Source organism: Streptomyces sp. NBC_00568 (assembly GCF_026341855.1).
Classification (GTDB): Bacteria; Actinomycetota; Actinomycetes; order Streptomycetales; family Streptomycetaceae; genus Streptomyces.
The window spans coordinates 448,817-467,777 of record NZ_JAPENW010000002.1 but is presented as its reverse complement, the minus strand read 5'-3'; the positions used below and the strand labels follow the sequence as shown (position 1 = coordinate 467,777).

Below are 18,961 nucleotides of genomic sequence, written 5' to 3'. Positions count from 1 at the left end.
TGGCAAAGGCTGGAGAAGGACGGCCACCGGACCGTGCTGTGGCGGACCGGGGAGAATGTCCGGCTGCAGTCGCGGACCGGCCGCGACGTCACCGCCCTCTGGATGGACCTGGCCGTGGCCGCCATACGTCTGCCGCCTGGCGTGATCCTGGACGACAAGGCGGTGGTGTACCTCTCCGACGCCGACGACAACGCGCGGATCAGCTTCGAGGCGGCGCAGTCCCGCGCTCTCCAGGCCGCACCGGGGCCGGGAACTCGCCGACCGGCACCCCGCGACGTACGCGGCGTTTGACGTCCTGGCCCATCCTGCGGCGGGCTTCCTTGGCCTGCGCCCGCGTCCGTACGTGGAGCGCCGCCAGGTCCTCTTGGACGTGCTCACCGACGCTGGTCCGTCGATCGTGCCGGTGTGGTCGACCACCGACCTGGACGAGGCCCTGCTCTGGCAAGCGGCGCTCGAAGGAACAGACGTGGAGAGGATCGTGGCGAAGCCGCTGCGAGAGGCCTATAAGGCGGGCCGAGTCTGGGCGAAGATCAGGCACGCTGACACCGTCAACGCGGCCGTGGTCGGGTTCACCAGCAGCGCCCGGCACCCGAAGGCGCTCGCCGTGCGGCTGTCCGACGGACGGTGGCGCTGTCCCAGCGGCTGACCACGGCCCTGTCCTCGGTCGTGGCCCCGCGCCTGGTCCCCCAGGCTGGGCGGGCGTTCACGAAGGCCAGCGACTCCTACACGCCCGCCGGGGGTGACGCCGTGGTGGAGGTCATGGCGGGCACGACCCGGCACACGGTCGTCACGGTCACCCGGCTCTGCAGTACGTGAACCAAGTTCCCCGTCAGTCATCCTCCAGTCGGCATCCGCATCCTCACCCCCGAAGACTTCGCCAGCATCGCCGTCGACCACCTGCCCGAAGGCTAACGGCGGATCGGGGTCACCACTGGGTGGTGGCCGGCACCTACGTGAGTGTCGGCCACCATCGCGTTAGGCGACCAAGGACAGCCAGTTCGTCGCCGGGGGCCAACGGCGCGGCTTCATACTCTGCCGGACACCGAGCAGGTCCGCGCACCGCCCCTCGACGGCGTTCAGGGCCTCGGTGGGCGTCAGGTCGTCCAGGTGCAGGACCCGCACACAGGCGAAGACGGCCCTTTTGGCCGGATCGCGGTCGTGCCCGTTGAGACGCCCGGTCAGACCGTCGAGGCGGCTTGCCTGACCGAGCCAGCACAGCCGTCCGGCGATATCGGTGACCAGGTAGATCCCGGTGAGGACACCCAGGTCGTTGAAGTGCCCGCGGCCCGCCCAGGGCACCGGCCGCAGGTAGGTCGCGTGCAGGTAGCGGCCGCCGACGAGCGCCAGGCCAGCCAGGAGCGGTGCGGTCAGCACCGGCCCAGCCGGCAGCACGGAGCGGCTCACCGCTCGCCCTCGGAGTTGGCGAACTGCTCGGTTACCGAGTCGATGGTGACTTCGGTCTCGCCCTTCATGTCGGACAAGCAGGCCTGCATCGAACCCAGGTCCCGCTTGAGCCGGGTCAGGGCCTGCTCCATCACCTCCACGCTGTAGGAGGGCGGGTCGGCCAGCGCAGGCTTGCCGGCCGCCGCGCCAGCGGCGATGGCCTCGCGAGCCACGGCCAGCGCGGCGAGGAAGGCCTGCGGCAACTCACTGGACAGGCTCGTCACCAGGCGCAGCTGGGCATCGAGGAGGACCTGCTCCGGGCTCTTTTCCGGCTGCTGGGGCGGGGCGCTGTCCGACGCTCCGGGGCGGTCGTCCACCTTCTTCTTGGCGCGCCCGGTCTTCGGGAAGGTCACGCTGAACCAGATGCGGTCGGCGACGGTGCCGTCGACCGGAGCTCCGGCCTCATCGACCTGCCGAGGCGGGGTGCCAGCGTCGTTGGCACGGGCGATCTCACGCATCAGGGCGATGGTCTGTACGGACTTCAGCAGCAGGGCGTTGCGGGCGCTGACACCGCTGCGCCGGCCCGGCCCCCGCTGGCCGTCAGCCGACCCGCGGTCGGCCTCGACCATGCCGTGTTCGGCAAGCCAGTGCAGGCCCCGCGTCACGAGGAAGTCGGACAGCTGCGTCTCGTCTGCCTCGGCCTGGTCCAGCGCGGTCCGCCAGTCCGGCCGGTCCGCGAGACTGCCGCGCTTGGCGATGAAGCTGGAGTAAAGTGTGCCGTCCAGCAGCCGCGGGTTCCACCGGGTCCGGTAACCCTCGGCGATCGCGGCGGAGAGCATGCGCAGCCGGAGGGTGACGTTCTCCTCACGGCTGTCGTAGTACCGCTCGGGCTCGCCGAGGACCCGGGCCACCTCGCGATCGTGCTCCAGTTCCTTGGGAAAGGCCATGCCGAGCAGCGCCCGGTCGCGGCGGTCACGGGCGTCGGTGACCGAGCCGGGCTGGGCATCCGGCTCGCTGTCCTCGCCAGCGAGCCAGGCCCGGACGGGCTCGGTGATGCGGCCCGAAGCCTTCGCCTCGCGCAGGACCGCCCGCATGTCGGAGGTCGACTTCTCCGCGAGCGGGTAGTCGAGCTGCGGGCGTCGGTGGTCGGCACGGTTCGGGTCGAAGACCGTGTTGTGGAACTCGGCGGGGTTGTCCGTCCCGACGATGATCTGCATCTGGACAGCGGCGACCTCGGCGGCGGCCTGGGCGGTGCCGTGCAGGCGGTGCTTGGGGCGGGCGAACGCGTCCCGCAGCGTGTCGGCGAAGGCCGGGACCCAGACGACGGGGTCGGCGATGTACTCCGGCAGCGTGGGCTGGCCGGCCTTCGACTCCACTAGGTCGAGCATGTCGGTCGGAACACCGAAGGCGATGTTGCGAGCGGTCAGCCCGTGGAGCTTGAGTCGGGCCCGGGAGCGGTTGCTGCCCTTGATGGCCACCAGGTCGACGACCTCGCGGGTAACAGGGACGCCCTGGTGGTTTTCGGTGATCGTCCGCAGGAACGGGACGTGCATCGTGCGGTTGGTCTGGCCAAAGACCGTCATGTCCTCGGCGAGGTCGTAACCGCGCTTGCGGTCGGCCTCGGTGAGGGCCAGGTCCATGAGGCCAAGCAGAGTGTTGAGGACGGTGGGCTTCACCGGCTCGGCGGTCGTCACGAACGGCAGCGCGGTGCCGTTCGGGCCGGACCCGGTGGTCAGCCTCGGAAGCACCCGGGCAGGGGAAGAGTCGAGCCGGGCCGGGCTGTCGAAGGCGCTCCGCACACGCTCGTTGTATTCGGTCGGGGTGCCCGCGAATCCGTGCGTGGTCACCGACAGGACGTGCAGACCCGTCTGCTCGTCCTTCACGATCACTCCGGGGCGCAGGCGGTGGATCGTCTCGGTCCGCGCCTTGGTGAGGTAGCGCTTCGGGCGGATCACGTAGGACGCGATGACGTCGGTCACCAGCGGGAGCAGGCCAGTGGCAAGGGCCAAGGCCTCGGAGAAGGCCCGGGTCCAGCTGTACGTGTCGGCGCCCGGGAACGGGTTGGCCCGGGTGGAAAGCTCCGCCTCGGAGACGGTCGCCAGGTTGGTGGTCGTCATGATCAGACTTCCAGGAGTGGGCGAGTCGGCCCGGGCCGGTCGGTCCGGGCAGAGCAAGGGCCCGGACCCCGGTGGAGGAACTCCGGAGTCGCTGTATCAGTCACCGCACGCCAAAGACGATCTGAGCGACTGTCACACGCGTCCGTCTCCCGACCGCGTGGTGCGCGACCTACCGAGCCCGCTCGACGAAGAGAATCAGGGAGCTGAGCTGGGTGACCATTGCGCTTCCTCTGCCCGTACGGGCCATGAGGGGTGGTGGAGAGCCGGCACAAGCCTAATGCTGGCGCGATCCTACGGCACCAAATGAGCTTCTGGAAAACGAATCTGATAGACCGTCGCCCCCCAAGGGCCGACGACCGATTGATCGAACGTCCCTGTGTCGTTGGCTGCCAGACCAGCTTGGCCTAAGCCACGAAGCACGGGCAACACCGAGGGCTATCGGCCTATGAGCACATCGACGCTACAGCTGAACATACTGACTTGACAGGGAAGTCGTCACCGTGGTCCGGCTGCGCTGACCATGTGGATCGGCAATCAGAAAACTCTGAGCGGGCGGAGAGGGGTACTTGGCACAATTCGGCGTGTGGGAACAGTACAGCAGACGTCGCGGCAGCACCTCGTATCCCAGGTCCTGCTCAAAGAGTTCACGATGCCCGAACCGAAGGGCAGTAGCTGGCAGTTGCTCCCGTTCGACCTGCACAACCCCGGACGCGTGCACAAGCGGATGCCCACCAGCCGATGCGGATGGGTCGAGAACTTCGTCGCCGTCGACTCCCCATCCGTTGAAGCACTGTGGGGCGACGTGGAGAGGCGCGTGCCTGCGGCGTTCGCCGCCGTGCACGCCGGCACTCCGTTCGCCGACCCGCTTCACGTGGACGTGCTGCGTGACCTGGTCGTGCTCCACTACGTCCGGTCGCTCCACTACCGCGATGTGCACACCGACTCGGTCGAGCGGGCCCGCACGCGCCTGGTCGCCAAGGTGATCACCCAGTATCCCGAGCAGCTGCGCCTCGAGGCACTGCGCGAGACGGGCCTGTACCTGTCCGGCTCGGCTTCCCTGGGCGCCTTCGCTGAGCGTCTCATCGAACGGTCCCCGGTCATGCGCGACCGCGAGAGCGGCAAGCTCTTCCGCACCAGCATCGAGGACACCTTCCACAAGATGCGGGACCTGGCGTCGACGCGGCGGCTGGAGGTGATCACGCCCGAGACAGGCCAGTTCCTGATCGGCGACAACCCAGCCCTGACCCTGTCCGTGAAGGAGAGCCGCACCATGTACGGCATGGCGTTCGGTGACGCCCAGACCCTCCTACTTCCCATCGGCCCACGGCACATGCTGTCCTTGGGCACCGAGGACGTCATGCTCACCGTCCCCCAGTCCTTCGTCGACCGCCTCAACGCCGTGCAGGTCCACGCCGCCCACCGCTACATCTACATGCACCCCGAGAGCGGCCTGGAGCCGTTCGTGGAACGCGCCGCACAGCGACGACCGGCCGGGAACCGCACCACCTGACAGGCGATCGTCATTGCTGTACCTCTGCGAGGGCCAGCGGCGACGCGTCGGCCGGCGCATCCCAGCCGACCGGCTGGTTCAAGTCCAGGTAACAGCGCAGCCGTACGCCAGGCTGGCCGACGTCGTGCGTCGTACGGTCGGCTGTTGCCGTCGCCCACCGTTCGGCGAGCATCTACTGAAAGGCGAGCGCGGTGGCGTCGTCGGCGGCCGCGACGACCACCAGGCCACCCGGCCTGCTGACGTGCACCTCGTTGATCGAATCCATGTACGGCACCACGCCCAGCTGACAGAGAGGGTTCCGCTGGTCCAGCGTCTTCACCCGTCCGAGCGGTTACCCGTCTCTCGTCCGCCGATCAGCCAGACACGAGAACGGCCTGGCTGACGCGCATGAACTCCAGGTAGGCGAGCTTCATCTCCTGCCCGTCCTCAGCCACCATCTCCGCCCAGTCCGCATGCATAGCATCTGCGGGGTCTTCCGCCAGTTCCTCGTTCGCGAACCGGAGCGTGCTTACGAATCGCTCCGTTCTGCGCCGCAGGACGCCACCCGCCACCTGCACGGAGTCGGGCCCCAGGAGCGCCAAGTGGCTGCACACGGTGAGGAGGTTGAACAAGGATTCCCCGTAAGCCTGCAACGACGCCTCATCCAGCACCGTGCCCGCTTCCAACTGCTCACGCCGCCGGACGGACTCGACGTTGAAGACGGCGTACATGTCCATCACCTGCAGACATGCCTTCTGCCGCTCCTGGCGAACCCATTGCTGTTGTGCCAGCACGGCCTGATCGCGAACCTGAGCCCGCACGGCGGCCGCGCTCACCTCTGCGCCGATCCGAGCGCCGCGTACTGCGGCACGCCCACCGGCAAGAGCACCGACGACCGCGCCAACAAGCCCGGCGATGCCTGCGATAACCGCTGCCCACCCTTGATCCACGCGTTCGAACCTGTCAGAAGCACGTGGCCCCGGGAGGCGTTTCACCCAACACTGGCCGCATCACTACCAGCGTGGTGTCCACTTCCAGCCGTGGAGGTCAGGTAGGTGATCAGGGGCTGCCACCACCCCCGTCCCAGCGGGCCGGGACGCCCGGGCGCAGAGCCGCAGGACGTCCTCGAGCACGGCGTGCGAGGCCGGCCGCCAGGACGCCGGCCGCGGGCTGTGGTCCTCGCGGCGTACCCGTACGCCGATCACCGGCCAGGGTTCGCCGGTCAGCGCCGGATGCCGGAGCTCGTCCCTCGTCACCTGTTCCTCCGCGCCGCTCGGATCGCCTCACCGCAGTATCGCCGCCGGGCCCCGTGATGCCGGCCGTGCTCGCGACGGAGGGAAGCGTTGGACCGTGGACACGTCTTGCTCCCTCTGGGACTTGGCCTGGGGCTTCCGGCCTGGGCGTCGTGTCGATCGTCTTGAAAGGCTCCCGTCATGTCCGCTGTCTTGACCACCGCCGAGCCCGCCGGCGTCCAGCCGACCGCTGTGGCCGCGCCTGCCTCCGACAGGTTCGGTGCGGGCGAGGCGGCCGTCGCCGTCACCGCGATCGCCGCGGTGACTGTGCACGCCGTCCGTCTCCCGCAGCTCTCACCTCATACTGGCAACTTCGTTCAGTGCCTGCGGGTATTGGCGTCAGCGATTCATAGAGAACTGAGGGTCGGGTAGTTCTCGGCGCGGGCGTGGTGGCGAAACAGTAGGAGCCGTGCCGGTCTCGATGATGTTGCCGATGAAGGGGAGACGGTCGACGATGGCCGCGCAGAGGCGGTGGTCGGTGAAGGCCTTGGTCCAGCCAGAGAACAACTCGTTCGAGTCGATGGCCACGCGGTGAGCAGTCACGCCAGATCGGGCGGCAGCCAACCTGACGGGCCTGTTGCTTCGGGAGTAGCGCGTCCCGCTTACGGAGAGGAAACGGGAAACAGTGCCATCTGCCTTGTCCGCCCAGTCAGGGGGCCGCATTCTTTCGTGCAGCAGCCTCTTGCACTGGATGGACAGTCCTGGAGGTTTCCGTGCCGCAGCCGTCCAGCGAGTTCGGCGAGGAGCTGAGGAAGCGGCGCTTGGGCGCTGGCTTGAGTCTCACAGCGCTGTCCGCCGTCGTGCACTACAGCAAGGCGCAGTTGAGCAAGGTCGAACGAGGCATCAAGGCGCCCAGCCGTGATCTGGCTCGGTTGTGCGACGCCGCCCTGCACGCCAGCGGTGCGCTGATCGGCTTGGTCGCCACGCCCGCTACTGGTACGTCGAAGGAAGCGACTCGACACGGAATCAATGAGGAGGAGTGGGTGATGCGGCTGTCGCCGGGTGGTTCGAGCTGGTTTCAGCCCGTGGGCCGGCGGGAGGTCGTGAGCGCCGGGGCGGCCTCGTTGGTGAGCTGGGGTACGGGCAGCCAGGGCCGGGTATCGACGACCGGGGGTGCCGGAATGTTGGATGCTTCTCGGTCACTGTTCACGCACTACAGGCGACTCGGCCAGAGCGTTGAGCCCGGTTTCCTGCTGCCGGGGCTGATAGCGCAGACCCATACGCTGCGCGAACTGTCCGCGCACGTGGATTCCCGCACCCGCCAGGAGTTACTGGCGCTGGGGTCCCGGTATGCCGAATACGTCGGCTGGCTGGTGCAGGAAACGGGCGACGAACAGGCGGCGCTGTGGTGGACGCAGCGTGCAGTGGACCTCGCCGCGGCCGGTGGCGACCGGGCACTGGCCGGGTACGCACTGGTCCGGCGGGCCCTGGTCACGCTGTACCAGGACGATGCCGAGCAGACCGTTGCTCTGGCACGTCAGGCGCAGAACGGCACGCTCCCGCCGCGGATACGGGGGCTTGCCGCGCAGCGTGAGGCGCAGGGGCACGCTCTCGCCGGCGATTTCGACGCGTGTCTGCGCGCTCTCGACCGGGCCCGGACACTGCTCGCCCTCCAGGAAAGCGAAGGCGACGCTCCAGTGATCGGCAGCATGCATCTGCCGGACTCGATCGGCATGATCACTGGCTGGTGTCTGTTCGACCTCGGCCAGCCGCGGCAGGCGGCCGAGGAACTGGACCGCCAACTCGCGCTGGTCTCGCCTGATGCGATGCGCACCCAGGTGCGCTACGGCGTCCGCCGAGCGCTGGCCTACGCGTCGCACGGCGAGATCGACCAGGCCTGCACATTGGCGGAACCGCTGCTCGATGGGCTGGCGGCCGTCCGGTCCGCGACCGTAACGATCGACCTCCGTCGCCTCGCCCGCGTCCTGGCCCGCCATTCCGGCCACGCCCTGGTACGCCAGCTGGAGCCACGCCTGGCAGTGCTATCCCGACTCCCTGTCCCCTGAGAGGAACCTGGCATGCCCGACGTGTTCATCAACTACCGCACAGGGGACGGCAATGACATCGCCGCCCTGATCGACAACGAGCTTGCCAACCGTTTCGGCAAGGACCGGGCGTTTCGCGCTTCGAGGTCCATCGCTCCGGGCTCCACCTACCCAGACGCCCTCCTGATGAGCGTGCGCCGCAGCGCACTGATGCTGGCTGTCATCGGGGCCGACTGGATCAACTTCCAGTCCCGGCTGCGCGACCCGGAGGACTGGGTCCGCAAGGAAATTGTGGAGGCGTTCAGCTGCGGAGTGCCGGTGGTGCCCGTCCTGGCAGGCAGAGGGACGGAACGCCTGCGCAAGGCGGAGCTGCCGGACGAGCTCGCGAGGCTGGCCGAACTGCAGTCCGTGCGGCTGGACACACAGAACGCCGAAGCGGACTTGAAGCGCCTGGGCGACCTGGTGGCCGAGATGGTTCCCGAGCTGTACGACCTCGAACACGGCGAAGTGCCGTCCCCCGGTCCCGGTTCCGTGTCCAACTCGGCCGGTGACGTCAGTGGAACGGCGGTGCAGAGCCGGGACTTCACTGGGGATGTCGGCAACACGGTGATCAAAGGGGCGACCGGTCCCGTGCATGCCGGGCAGGGGAACATCTACCAGAACTCGCGCCACCTTTCGGGTGACCGGCACTACTCGGGTAACGGCATGACGAACATCGAGGGGAATCAGCGCGGGGACATCCGCCACCAGTTCGGGGACTCAAGTCGGCCCGAGGGCGACGAACAGTGAGCATTGGGTCCACCACGCACGTCGAGCAGCCTTCCGGCCCCGTACACGCCGGCCCGGGCACCCTCAACTACACCGTCAACATAGGCCTGGGAGACCAGGACAAGCCTGGTCGAAGTCCGCGTCGTATCGCCGATGACCAGCTCCGCCGGTTAAGGCGGCAGTTCGTCGATCCACGCGGAATGGGAGCGGCACGCCGCCTGCGAGACGACAGCAGGACGGTGATCCTGCACGGCGCTCCGGGCAGCGGCAGGACCGCTGCGGCGCGCGTCCTCCTGTACGAGCTTCACCAGGACACCGGTATCTTCCGCGAGTTGCTTCCGGGCGAGGAGGAGGGTGCCCTCACCGATCCCGAACTGGTCGGCGCCGGCGACCGGCTGCTGTTGAACCTTGCCGAGGCGGACGTCTCCCAATGGGCTCAGATGCGTACGGACCTGTCAGCGCTGCGTACAGCCGTGCAGGAGCAGCGAGCACACCTGGTGGTCGTCATGCCGTACGACGGGGTGCTGGAGTCCCATCTCCAGCCCTACCGGGCCGACATCGCTCGCCCACCAGACATCGAGGTCTTCCGACGCCATCTACGGCTTCACCGGATACCGCACGAGGAGTACCTGCGCCGCGCCCCAGCGTTGGATGCGTTCCTGGCGGAACAACCGCCGATGGAAGAGGTCGCACTCTTCGCCGACCGTGTGCGCAGAGCCCGTGCAGCGCATCCGGTTCACGACGGTTTCCCCACCTGGTGCGAACGCTCCCGTGACGCGCGCAAGCAGTGGCGCAGGGAAGTCGCCGAGCTCGTCGCGAAGCAGAACGCGGCATCGCAGCGCGCGCTGCTGTTCACGACGGCCATGCTGCATGGCGCACACGCTGACGTCATCCATCACGGTGCAGCCCTCCTGCTGCGCATCCTCGACATGCCGAAGGACGAGGCGCCCCTACTCGAAGGCAAGGATCTGTCGGAGCGTCTGGCCGAGATCGGTGCGGCAACCGGGCCGGGCGGCCATGTGCGGTTCGACAAGGTGGACTACGACGCCGCGGTCCGGGCCCATTTCTGGGACCACATGCCCGACCTTCGGCATCACTTCAGTACCTGGACCCTCCACAGCACGGAGCTGGACGATCCGCACATCACCTTCGACCTTCGCGCCAGGCTGGTGAGCCGGCTCGCCAAGCAGTATCTGCGCACTGGGCGGGGAATCGACCTGGCCTTCCTTGCAGAGGAGTGGAGCGCTGCGCCCGCGACCCGTGCCCGTCGGGAGGCTGCCGTAGGCGCACTGGCCTGCGGTCTTCACGATCTGCGTTACGGCCAGAGCCTGCGCCAGCTCGTCTACGACTGGTGTGTCGGCAAGCAGCTGACGGGCAATCTCGCGCATGTTCTTCTTCGCGTGTGCACCGATGTGATCGCACCCACCCATCCCGATCAGGCCCTGACCCGGCTGCGCCACCTGGCCCGCCGGGAGCGCGGCGCCACCCCTGCTCTCGATGCCCTGTGCGACCTTGCCGCCACCAGTGCCCGCCTGCGACGGCGCCTGCTGGACCGCCTCACCCGCTATCCGTCCGCACCGAACGCTGACGACGCTCGTCTCTTTCTGCGGATCTGCGACCCGGTGGCCCTGACCGACCCGGGAAGTGCGCCAAGACCGCTCATCGACGAGAAGGCCGTCCAGGCCTCTGTGGTTGCGGGCTGGGCAGCGGTACTCACGAAGATGCAGCGCTCGCACTGGCAGCCGTATGCGGAACGATGGCTGCACACGGCCTGTGCAGCCGACAGTCATCGCGACCGCCTGCTCGCTCTGCTGGTCGATGCTGCGGGCCAAGACGGCGGCATTCTTGCCGCGCTGTACTCCACAGCCCGCGCCGCAGAGCCTGCCGCGCCCGGTGGGCGGGCGTGCGGCGCTGCGATCACCGAACGGCTGCTGCAGAAGATCTCCACGGCCCAGGGCCTGTACCCGTCGGCCGCATCAACTCCACCGGCACCGCCCAGGGGGACTACACGATGACCACCGGCCGGAAGACGACGACCATATTCCTCACCATCCTGTGCGCCTTGCTGTCGACGATCCTGGGCCTGATGCAGGAGTGGCCTTCATGGGCATGGGCTGCCTTGGCTGTTGTCCTCGTCGGTGTACCAGCGGCAGCCTTCAAGATCGCTGCAATGCGTCGCGGCTCCCTGCCCGCCGACTTCACGAACTTCGTGCCCGCCGCTCCGATCGAGCGCAGGGAACACCACGTCAGCGGCGTCGCCCTGCCCAGCCGTTGGCCCGACTACGACTTCATCCTCTCCGCGACCGTGCGGTGGCATCCTCTCGAGGCCCGCGGCGACCACTGCGTTCTCAACCCTGCGGGCCTCGCCGTCGAGGCGGTACTGGACCGTGCCCGCGCCCTCACCGAACAACGGGAACCCGCCCGCGCCTCATTCGTCCAACACGAACTGAGCGGTGTCCTCAGCACACTTCACCCCGACCCCACTGGACACCTTCAGGCCATGGCGGAGAACATCGCGCTCACCTTGCAGGAATCAGACCAGGAACGCCTGGACAAACTCGCTGAAGTCCGCAAGGACAAGGCCGTGTGGGAACACCAGCGCACGTACGAACAGAGCAAGCGCGAATACCTGGGCGACGACGTGCTCAAGGACACCGGCAGCGCGGTGGTCTGGTGGCTGGCCAAGAACGACAACCAGATAGACAAGACCGTGTCAGACCTCGGTCTCCTTGCCCAACTCACATCGGCCGCCAACAACACCGACATCCCCGAACGGCTTCAGGACCTCATCTCCTCATCCAGTGGGCCCTCGGCCCCCGTCGTCGAACGGGAGCCGACCACCGCCGACCATTTCGAAGCCTTCCTTGCCGGCATGGGCTTCACCGACGGGGATGTCCGACGGGGGATGCTCACCAAGCAGATCGCCGACATCATCCGGACGCAGGACAGACACGAGACGGCCGATGAACTCCTGCGCCGCTACGACCCGCAACCCTTCACCTCCCACGCCGACGACCAGCCGGAAGAGCCGGAACACCCCAGATGACGCAGATGCCAGCCGAGCACCTGGAGTCCGCGCTCTACTCGAAGGAGAACCATGGACAGCGAGCTGGCCGCACTGACCGCCTCAGGAGCGACCACCCTGGTCTCGCTCATGGTCACCGATTCCTGGACGCACGCCCGCGAACTCCTGCGACGGTTCCTCTCACGCAGCAATCCAGGCAACTCCACGATCACAGACCTGGACGCCGCGCGGGCCAGACTCCTCGACGCCCCTTCCGCAGATCATCCGCACCTGGCCCGCGACACCGCCGAACAGTGGGACGCATACCTACGGCATCTCCTGGAAGCCCAAGCCGTCTCCGGCACCGAACTGCGCACCCTCATCACAGGGTTGCAGCACCTCCAGAGCGAAGGGGCTCGACCCGGCACCGTACACAACAACATCAACGGCGGCGTACAGCACGGCCCAGTCATCCAATCAGGCCGGATCACCGGACTCACCATCCACGCCCACCAACCCGATCCGCCACAAGGCTGAGACTCATCCGCCCCCCGAGCCGGCGCTGTAACGCAGGAACGAACTCCGGATAGCCGGATCGCGTCCAGGGATGAGAGCTATTCCAGACATAACTGCTACAGCTCGAACTCCAGGTGCTCCACGTCCGTAAAGCGGACCTCCTCCAGGCTGCCGGCGCGGCGGCCGCCATCCTGGAGGTAGACCTCCTTGAGCGCTTCGGCCGCGATCTCCTGGAGCTCTTGGTCGCCGGCGCTGGCCTCTTGGGCGTCGAAGAGGCGGGCGGCGTACTGCGGCGGGAGGGCGACGGTCAGATGGCGGATGCGATCCTGGTCGGTCGATCCGATGGGGGCGGTGTAGCCGAGGCGGGCGCGGGTGTCGATGACGATGCCGCCGGTGGTCGCCGCCTTCTTGCGGGCCTTGGCCCGGATCTGTGGCTGCCAGCGGGCTTTCACCTCGCGTTCCAGGCGTGCTGCAAGATCCGGGCGGGGCTTTTTAATCTGGTCTTTCACATACCGCTCTACGGTGCGCTGAGAGATCCGCAGCATCTGGGCGACCGCCCTGGTGCCGCCCAGTTTCTTGACCAGGTAGCGCATCTGCGCGGGCGCGCTCTTGGGCGCCGGACGGGTGAACGCCTTGTGGACCGCGGCGTCCAGGCCGTCCCCGAACATGCTCATCGTCGCCTTCTCCTACTCCTCTTCGAAGCCCGCCGCCTGACCCTGGGAGCCCAGGAACTGACCGCAACCAGCAGGACTTCCAGCTGATGTGGTGGCCGATGGAGGATGCTGCGCTCCGAGGGGCGGTTCCTCCTGCCCGCCGGGCCACTGGCCCTGCTCCCGGCCGACCGCCGCGGCCAAGAACGCTGATCCCCCGGTACCAGGGGGCGCCCGGGATCGTTGACGGTGCACGGGCGGCGGGCTGAGGGGCGCTCGGTGCTGTTGTGCAGGCGCCGCCGAATTCGCGGGCGGGAGGCGCCGGGGTGGCTGCGGAGTTGCGGGTGGTGCGGTCGTGGGTGAGGCGATGTGGTCGTTCCTCAACTGCATCGCGGACACCTATCGGCTGGAGGTCAGCGACCCTGCGGACGTGGTGGCGCTGGGGGACCCGGTGCCGCAGGTTGGTGACGGACGCCCGGACGGCGAGGGGCCGCTCGACGCGGCCGCACAGCAGCAGGTGGCCGGGGGTGCCGGATCCCGGCCAGACATCGGGCGCCTTCGTCGTGGACAGCGCCAGAGCGCCGACATTCCCTCCCGGCTCCGCTGCCGAGCCGGCGAGGCGCAGCGGCTCCGGCCGCCGCGCAACCGCCTGAGCGGGCCCCGATCCCCCACAGATGTCCTGACCGCAGTCGTCAGATGCGCCGGCGCCATCCCGCGCCGTGCGGGTCGCCTCGCGAACGACGATGGCCGGGCCGCGGGAGGTATTTGCCGTGGTTCAGTGGACCGGCGTCCACACGCCGCAGCCCTCCGAAGTGAACGTGCTGTCAGTGGCGCTGATGTGCACTGTGATTTTGCGGGCTACGTTGGCCAGGCCATTGTCGATTATGTCCCCATTCGCCGCTGTGCGCTCCCAGTAGCAGTCAGCTATGTCACCCTCGGTGCGGTAGGCACCCGGGGGGATCTGTGCCGGGCTGGTGCCGATGTCGTAGGTGTCGTCCGTGATCCAGCGGTCGTACCGGCCGGACAGACTCTTCTTCAAGGCTTTGGTCCATTTCGGGCAGAGCAGCGGGACCCCCGCACGCAGTGCCTCAGCGCCTGATTTCTGGGAGGCTGCGCGCATCGCGAGGGCCTGCGGCACGCTCTCGCCCACCTGCTCGGGCAGGAAATCCGTCTGGTCCGCCATGTCGCAGGCGTCCTGGACGAATTCCGATGCCGAATAGTCCGACAGATTCCATCCCTTGTCATGCCAGAGGTCGTCCAGCCGCTGTTCCGGCGGTGTGCGAGTCGGGGTGGGCGTGGGGGTGGCCGACGGCTCAGCAGGGCTGGCTTCCGCCGACGGTTGGGAAGGCTCAACGGGGGTAGACCGCGTCGCCCGTGGGGCGGCCGCGGCCGGGTCGTCCCCGGACGGCTCACCGAGAACGATTACCAGCGTGCTGGCGCACACAACGGCAAGGAGTGTCCCTACGCGGCGTTTGCGGCCCGGCGGCGGGAAGGAAATGCGGAACACTCAAACTCCAGAGGGTGTCGAGGCCCAAGGGGCAGGCGGCAGTTCGTTTCGAGACGTGCGGACGGCGGCACGGTGGCCACCATCGGCCCGCATCCGCAGTCGGTCAGTGCGCAAGACATCCCGTCGGCCTGCGGACCGGCAGCACACCGCCCTCACAGCCTGGCGCCGTTCCCCCGAGCCACTGCGCGGACTTCATGCTCTTTCGTGCCAGCCCCCTGGTTGCCTGTGGACGAAGCCGCGTTGCGGGCGAAGGGGGCAAGTCGTCTCACGAGTTCGGGCCACCACGGCAGGTAGGCGACTCCCGCCGCGCTACCCGCTGCCACCAGGAGAGCAACGACCGCGGTCAGCCACCCCTCGACCAGCACGACAAACGGTGTCGACACGGCAAGAGCGGTGAGCACCGCAGTGACCCATACCTCGACGTGATCCATGGGATCGAAAGGCCACTGCTCGCCCCACACGCGAACCAGAAGGTAGGCAGCACAAGGAACCGCCACGGCGCACCCGAAGAACCAGGCCCACCGCCACTCCGCGACAACCCACAGGACGGCCTCGTACAGCAACCAGCAGACCGCGGCCGCGACGGCGATGCCGATGAGGCCAAGGCACCCCAACACCCCGTCATCCTTGTCAGATCTAGCCATATTCCCTCAAGTTCCAGACATCTGAACCGGCCACTCCGGGCGGTGCGCTCACGGCTTCAGTGTGTGGAGAATGTAAAGGATTGCCGATCATGAAGCGAAGGAGGGGTGCAGGCCGACTTGAAACGTCGAGCCGGTACGCGACGCTGAGAGGCGGGCTGCATCGCCGCCTTCTTCCAGCAGTTGCTCTCCCGGGGCGGTCTTCACCGCGTGGAGCGCCGTGTCCGGGCGGGCGGGAAGTCGTTGGACCAGAGGTCGCGTACGTGGGAGTGGACCTGATGCGCGAACGCTGAGGACTCTGGATGCCGCTGCCCGGTCCAGGGTTCTCAGCCGTGGCCCGGCCCGTGTCCGCGCTCTGGCAGGGCCGGGCCGCACCCGCATTCTCGTCGGCCTGCCTCGCTCACGGCCTGCTGCCCGATGTGCGCGTCATGCCCGCCCGCGGTCGCCGACCGCTGCCCCGCCCTGGAGAGCTGGCATGAGCAATGGATCCCTGCGCGATGCCTCGGTGGTCGTAGCGCGCGACGAGAACGATCTCGTCGCGCTGTTGAGCGCCGACTTTCCCGCGCACGGGGGCGCGTATCTGTTCCTTCCCGGAGGGCGGCGGGAAGAGGGCGAGAGCCCGCTTCAGTGCGCCCTCCGCGAGCTGCGTGAGGAAGCCGGCGTGAGCGCCGAGCACTGGACACCTTTGGGCTCGCACGCGATCACGCTGAAGTCCCCCGCACGCGTCCACCTCTTCGAAGCCCGCCACCTGACCCTGGGAGCCCAGGAACTGACCGCAACCGAGCAGGACTTCCAGCTGATGTGGTGGCCGATGCAGGATGCGCTCCGCGCCGTGAGCGAGGGACGGTTCCTCCTGCCCGCCGGGCCACTGGCCCTGCTCCTGGCCGAACGCCGCGGCCAAGAACGCTGATCCCCCTTTGCGTCTGCCGTGCGGGCCGGGCGGCAGCCGGTGCGTGCCGATGCGGCTCACAAAAAATCTTGTCTCCCGACCCAACCTCTTTCGGTGAACATCCCTTATAGCTTGCGTCAGTTCGGGGCGAGTGAGATGAGAACGGGATGATCGAGCAATTCGTGGCAGGGGCGAAGGGCGTGGGACGGGCCGTGCGGGGGTGCGGAGGCCTCCTGCGGTATCTGACAGAACGACTCCATGCGCGCACAGCGGTGCAGATGGAACGTGAGCGCAACGCGCACACCGTCACGGTCCTGCCGTTGATGAAGCCCGGCATGGACTTCTTCGAGTCCGAACCGGGCGGCCGCACCCGGGTGATCCGCACGGCTGTCCAGGAACTGTCCGAGACACCGGCGAAGGAGATCGCTTCGTCGTGACGGACGACGTGAACAACGGAGAGCGGCGGTCTGCTCACGAGGAGATCGCCGCCCTCTACGAGATGCACCGCAAACGCATGGTGGGATGGCTCATCCGCCAGGGCGTTCCCGAGGATGTGGCGGAAGAGATCGCCATGGACGCCTTCCTTGCCGTCGGTCGCCGGTGGGAACAGCTGCGTGATCAGGCGCCGGTGCCCCACGCCTATGCCGTGGGGGGCAGGCTGTGCGGCGCGTACTGGCGGACCCGGGCCAGGCACATCGGAGCCGAGCAGGCGTTGCAGCACAAGCGGTCCGTGCCACCGAAGGACGCCTACGCGGCATTGATCGACAACATGGTTCTCACGGACGCGGCGCTTTCTAGGGGTCGTCGCAACACACGGTCGTGTTGATCAGGCCGCGAGGAGTTTATGCAGCCGCTCGGCTGGGGTTTCCCAGCCGAGCGTTTTGCGTGGGCGGCCGTTGAGTTCGGCGGCAACCGCGTCCAGGTGTTCACGGGTGTGGACGGACAGGTCGGTGCCCTTGGGGAAGTACTGCCGCAGCAGCCCGTTGGTGTTCTCGTTGGAGCCGCGTTGCCATGGGCTGGCCGGGTCGCAGAAGTAGACCGGGACTGCGCTGGCAATGGTGAACTCGCGGTGGCGGCCCATCTCGCTGCCCTGGTCCCAGGTCAGTGACCGCTTCAGATGGGCGGGCAGCGTCTGGACCGTCTCGACCAGGGCATCGCGGACCGGTTCGGTGCCCCGGCCGTTCGGCAGGTGCAGCAGCATCACGTAGCGGGTGGAGCGCTCGACGAGCGTGCCGATGGCAGAGGTGCCGTCCTTGCCGATGATCAGGTCGCCTTCCCAGTGACCGGGCACGGCCCGGTCCTCCGCTTCAGCGGGTCGTTCGCTGATCATCACCATGGGGTCGCGGAAGCGGGGCTGGCGCTGCTGGGCCTGGCGGCGGGGCTTGCGCCGGACGCGGCCGGTCCGTAGTGCCTTGGCGAGCTCACGGCGTAGCTCGCCTCTGCCCTGGACGTAGAGGGCCTGGTAGACGGTCTCGTGGACCACGTGCAGCTCCGGCCGTTGGGGGAAGCGGGTGCGCAGGGCCTGGCATATCTGCTCCGGACTCCATCGCAGGTCCAGATGCTCCTGGATGAAGGCGCGCAGTTGCAGGTTCTGGGCGATCTTCCCCGGCTTGGGGCGGGGGCGCCGGCTGTCGGCCCGGGCCTGGGCCGAGTGCGGGCGGTAGTGCCGGGCTCCGCGCGGGTCGACCGTGCCGTTGCGGCGGATCTCCCGGCTGATCGTGGAGGGGCTGCGGCCCAGCTCGGCGGCGATCTGCCGGATCGTGGTCTTCTCCCGCAGCCGGTCTGCGATATGGACCCGGTCGGCTTCACGGAGGTAGCGGGAAAGACCCGAAGGCGCCACCGCAGGGATCGGTGGCGCCCCGACCGTCCTGCCGGACGGGGTACGGCCGTTACGCCACCGCTTTCCCGTCCGGGAGTTGACCCCGACGATCCGGCACGCTTCCACACTGCTCATGCCCTGTTGCACGAGCTGAAGGTAGATGCGCCGTTCCTCGGTCAACCTACGGCGTCCCTGGTTGACCGACCGGTCCCGAATCCCGAAGTCCATCGCACTCCCCAACTGGGGTGTTGCGACGACCCCTAGAAAGCGCCTGACCTGGTCAGGGGCCATTCACCTGCGCGGTGGGTGTGGGATTTGAACCCACGGTGACTTGCGCCATGACGGTTTTCAAGACTGTCCCCTGGGCTCACCGCGGCAGATCGAGGTGCGCGAGCAGGCGCAGCACACCGGCGAGGTGATCGAGATCGTGCCACAGGGCGATAGCGTCCTCTGGGGTGCGCCGCACAAGCGCCCCGATCTCGGCGACATCGTCGCTGACCTGTCCGCAGTCAAGCTGCGTCGGCGCTTTGCTCATGTCGAACGCGGCTGCAAGGTCGAGGCTCCAGTAGTAGTCCACGGGCAACTCGGAGAGGTCCACCTCATCACCGAACCGGCGTTCCGCCTCGTCAAGGAGTACGGAACAGGATCGCCGGAGATCGGCCATCCTCAGTACGTGTTCGCTCTGCGTCATACACGCGATGATGCCGGAGCACGTTAGCGACACTCCGCCGATCGCGCACCGACCAACCTGTGTGCTGTACAGCAGTGAAGTACAGCAACCGGCTCGACCGCAGGCGACCATTACTGGCTCACGGTGACCGACTAGACAGCCCAGCAGGCCTCAGCGACCGCTGTGCCCATAGTTCGCATCGAGAGGGTCAGAGCCTTCGCGGACCTGTCA

At 67.9% G+C, this 18,961-nt stretch carries 20 protein-coding genes and 3 pseudogenes; 12 read left to right on the top strand and 11 right to left on the bottom strand.

Annotated features, from left to right (window positions below; translation table 11 throughout):
- The 3 genes and pseudogenes from OOK38_RS34285 to OOK38_RS34275 all read left to right on the top strand — a co-directional run.
- Positions 1-291 (top strand): annotated as a pseudogene (locus tag OOK38_RS34285) (hypothetical protein); the annotation flags it as partial.
- A gap of 79 nt (positions 292-370) precedes the next feature.
- Entirely contained in the window at positions 371-646 is a 276-nt protein-coding gene (locus tag OOK38_RS34280; protein ID WP_266849999.1) for a hypothetical protein, read from the top strand.
- A complete protein-coding gene (locus tag OOK38_RS34275; protein ID WP_266849997.1) occupies positions 625-816 on the top strand; it encodes a hypothetical protein in 192 nt (63 codons plus the stop codon). Before OOK38_RS34280 ends, OOK38_RS34275 begins: the two co-directional genes overlap by 22 nt.
- Before the next feature lie 159 nt (positions 817-975).
- Here the strand turns inward: OOK38_RS34275 and OOK38_RS34270 are convergent, their stop codons facing one another.
- Positions 976-1,404, bottom strand: coding sequence for a hypothetical protein (locus OOK38_RS34270; RefSeq protein WP_266849995.1), 429 nt, complete (start codon positions 1,402-1,404; stop codon positions 976-978).
- Positions 1,401-3,500: a hypothetical protein gene (locus tag OOK38_RS34265; protein WP_266849994.1), complete on the bottom strand. Its 2,100-nt coding sequence runs from the start codon at positions 3,498-3,500 to the stop codon at positions 1,401-1,403. The genes OOK38_RS34270 and OOK38_RS34265 overlap by 4 nt, the downstream gene beginning before the upstream one ends.
- Before the next feature lie 583 nt (positions 3,501-4,083).
- Between OOK38_RS34265 and OOK38_RS34260 the strand changes: the two genes are divergently transcribed.
- On the top strand, positions 4,084-5,010 hold the full coding sequence (locus tag OOK38_RS34260) for a DUF4238 domain-containing protein (RefSeq protein ID WP_266849992.1): 927 nt from the start codon (positions 4,084-4,086) through the stop codon (positions 5,008-5,010).
- 10 nt (positions 5,011-5,020) lie between these two features.
- Here OOK38_RS34260 and OOK38_RS34255 read toward each other — a convergent pair.
- From OOK38_RS34255 to OOK38_RS34240, 4 genes and pseudogenes are all read right to left on the bottom strand, one after another.
- Positions 5,021-5,275: pseudogene (locus OOK38_RS34255) on the bottom strand (DUF6207 family protein).
- An 88-nt stretch (positions 5,276-5,363) separates the two neighbouring features.
- On the bottom strand, positions 5,364-5,939 hold the full coding sequence (locus OOK38_RS34250; RefSeq protein WP_266849990.1) for a hypothetical protein: 576 nt from the start codon (positions 5,937-5,939) through the stop codon (positions 5,364-5,366).
- 63 nt (positions 5,940-6,002) lie between these two features.
- On the bottom strand, positions 6,003-6,245 hold the full coding sequence (locus tag OOK38_RS34245) for a hypothetical protein (RefSeq protein WP_266849988.1): 243 nt from the start codon (positions 6,243-6,245) through the stop codon (positions 6,003-6,005).
- A 444-nt stretch (positions 6,246-6,689) separates the two neighbouring features.
- A pseudogene (locus OOK38_RS34240) lies at positions 6,690-6,809 on the bottom strand (AAA family ATPase); the annotation flags it as partial.
- 185 nt (positions 6,810-6,994) lie between these two features.
- Here OOK38_RS34240 and OOK38_RS34235 point away from each other — a divergent pair.
- From OOK38_RS34235 to OOK38_RS34215, 5 genes are all read left to right on the top strand, one after another.
- Positions 6,995-8,287 (top strand): helix-turn-helix domain-containing protein, encoded by a 1,293-nt coding sequence (locus tag OOK38_RS34235; protein WP_266849986.1) that lies wholly within the window; start codon positions 6,995-6,997, stop codon positions 8,285-8,287.
- A 12-nt stretch (positions 8,288-8,299) separates the two neighbouring features.
- Entirely contained in the window at positions 8,300-9,055 is a 756-nt protein-coding gene (locus OOK38_RS34230) for a TIR domain-containing protein (RefSeq protein ID WP_266849984.1), read from the top strand.
- Positions 9,056-9,273: 218 nt separating this feature from the next.
- Entirely contained in the window at positions 9,274-11,049 is a 1,776-nt protein-coding gene (locus OOK38_RS34225) for a hypothetical protein (protein ID WP_266849982.1), read from the top strand.
- Positions 11,046-12,080 carry a hypothetical protein gene (locus OOK38_RS34220; RefSeq protein ID WP_266849980.1) on the top strand — a complete coding sequence of 345 codons (1,035 nt, stop codon included), beginning with the start codon at positions 11,046-11,048 and terminating at the stop codon, positions 12,078-12,080. The genes OOK38_RS34225 and OOK38_RS34220 overlap by 4 nt, the downstream gene beginning before the upstream one ends.
- Positions 12,081-12,131: 51 nt before the next feature.
- On the top strand, positions 12,132-12,575 hold the full coding sequence (locus OOK38_RS34215) for a hypothetical protein (protein ID WP_266849978.1): 444 nt from the start codon (positions 12,132-12,134) through the stop codon (positions 12,573-12,575).
- Between the two features lie 95 nt (positions 12,576-12,670).
- Here OOK38_RS34215 and OOK38_RS34210 read toward each other — a convergent pair whose 3' ends face one another.
- The 3 genes from OOK38_RS34210 to OOK38_RS34200 form a co-directional block, all read right to left on the bottom strand.
- A complete protein-coding gene (locus tag OOK38_RS34210; protein WP_266849976.1) occupies positions 12,671-13,228 on the bottom strand; it encodes an XRE family transcriptional regulator in 558 nt (185 codons plus the stop codon).
- 751 nt (positions 13,229-13,979) lie between these two features.
- A complete protein-coding gene (locus OOK38_RS34205) occupies positions 13,980-14,711 on the bottom strand; it encodes a hypothetical protein (RefSeq protein ID WP_266849974.1) in 732 nt (243 codons plus the stop codon).
- A 152-nt stretch (positions 14,712-14,863) separates the two neighbouring features.
- Positions 14,864-15,355: a hypothetical protein gene (locus tag OOK38_RS34200; RefSeq protein WP_266849972.1), complete on the bottom strand. Its 492-nt coding sequence runs from the start codon at positions 15,353-15,355 to the stop codon at positions 14,864-14,866.
- A 472-nt stretch (positions 15,356-15,827) separates the two neighbouring features.
- Between OOK38_RS34200 and OOK38_RS34195 the strand changes: the two genes are divergently transcribed.
- From OOK38_RS34195 to OOK38_RS34185, 3 genes are all read left to right on the top strand, one after another.
- Positions 15,828-16,262 carry an NUDIX hydrolase gene (locus OOK38_RS34195; protein WP_266849970.1) on the top strand — a complete coding sequence of 145 codons (435 nt, stop codon included), beginning with the start codon at positions 15,828-15,830 and terminating at the stop codon, positions 16,260-16,262.
- 257 nt (positions 16,263-16,519) lie between these two features.
- Positions 16,520-16,678: a hypothetical protein gene (locus OOK38_RS34190; protein WP_266849968.1), complete on the top strand. Its 159-nt coding sequence runs from the start codon at positions 16,520-16,522 to the stop codon at positions 16,676-16,678.
- Positions 16,675-17,067: a hypothetical protein gene (locus tag OOK38_RS34185; RefSeq protein ID WP_266849966.1), complete on the top strand. Its 393-nt coding sequence runs from the start codon at positions 16,675-16,677 to the stop codon at positions 17,065-17,067. The genes OOK38_RS34190 and OOK38_RS34185 overlap by 4 nt, the downstream gene beginning before the upstream one ends.
- On the opposite strand, the gene OOK38_RS34180 is transcribed toward OOK38_RS34185, so the two are convergent.
- Complete coding sequence (locus OOK38_RS34180) at positions 17,068-18,288, bottom strand: IS30 family transposase (RefSeq protein ID WP_266849965.1); 1,221 nt, start codon at positions 18,286-18,288, stop codon at positions 17,068-17,070.
- 139 nt (positions 18,289-18,427) lie between these two features.
- Positions 18,428-18,751: a hypothetical protein gene (locus OOK38_RS34175; RefSeq protein WP_266849963.1), complete on the bottom strand. Its 324-nt coding sequence runs from the start codon at positions 18,749-18,751 to the stop codon at positions 18,428-18,430.
- Between the last annotated feature and the right edge of the window lie 210 nt (positions 18,752-18,961).

Bases quoted from the DNA above. Each gene is read 5' to 3' on its own strand.
- OOK38_RS34265 (WP_266849994.1), bottom strand. From the start codon at position 3,500: ATGACGACCACCAACCTGGCGACCGTCTCCGAGGCGGAGCTTTCCACC.
- OOK38_RS34230 (WP_266849984.1), top strand. From the start codon at position 8,300: ATGCCCGACGTGTTCATCAACTACCGCACAGGGGACGGCAATGACATC.
- OOK38_RS34220 (WP_266849980.1), top strand. From the start codon at position 11,046: ATGACCACCGGCCGGAAGACGACGACCATATTCCTCACCATCCTGTGC.
- OOK38_RS34215 (WP_266849978.1), top strand. From the start codon at position 12,132: ATGGACAGCGAGCTGGCCGCACTGACCGCCTCAGGAGCGACCACCCTG.
- OOK38_RS34210 (WP_266849976.1), bottom strand. From the start codon at position 13,228: ATGAGCATGTTCGGGGACGGCCTGGACGCCGCGGTCCACAAGGCGTTC.
- OOK38_RS34200 (WP_266849972.1), bottom strand. From the start codon at position 15,355: ATGGCTAGATCTGACAAGGATGACGGGGTGTTGGGGTGCCTTGGCCTC.
- OOK38_RS34195 (WP_266849970.1), top strand. From the start codon at position 15,828: ATGAGCAATGGATCCCTGCGCGATGCCTCGGTGGTCGTAGCGCGCGAC.
- OOK38_RS34190 (WP_266849968.1), top strand. From the start codon at position 16,520: ATGGAACGTGAGCGCAACGCGCACACCGTCACGGTCCTGCCGTTGATG.
- OOK38_RS34180 (WP_266849965.1), bottom strand. From the start codon at position 18,288: ATGGACTTCGGGATTCGGGACCGGTCGGTCAACCAGGGACGCCGTAGG.
- OOK38_RS34175 (WP_266849963.1), bottom strand. From the start codon at position 18,751: ATGACGCAGAGCGAACACGTACTGAGGATGGCCGATCTCCGGCGATCC.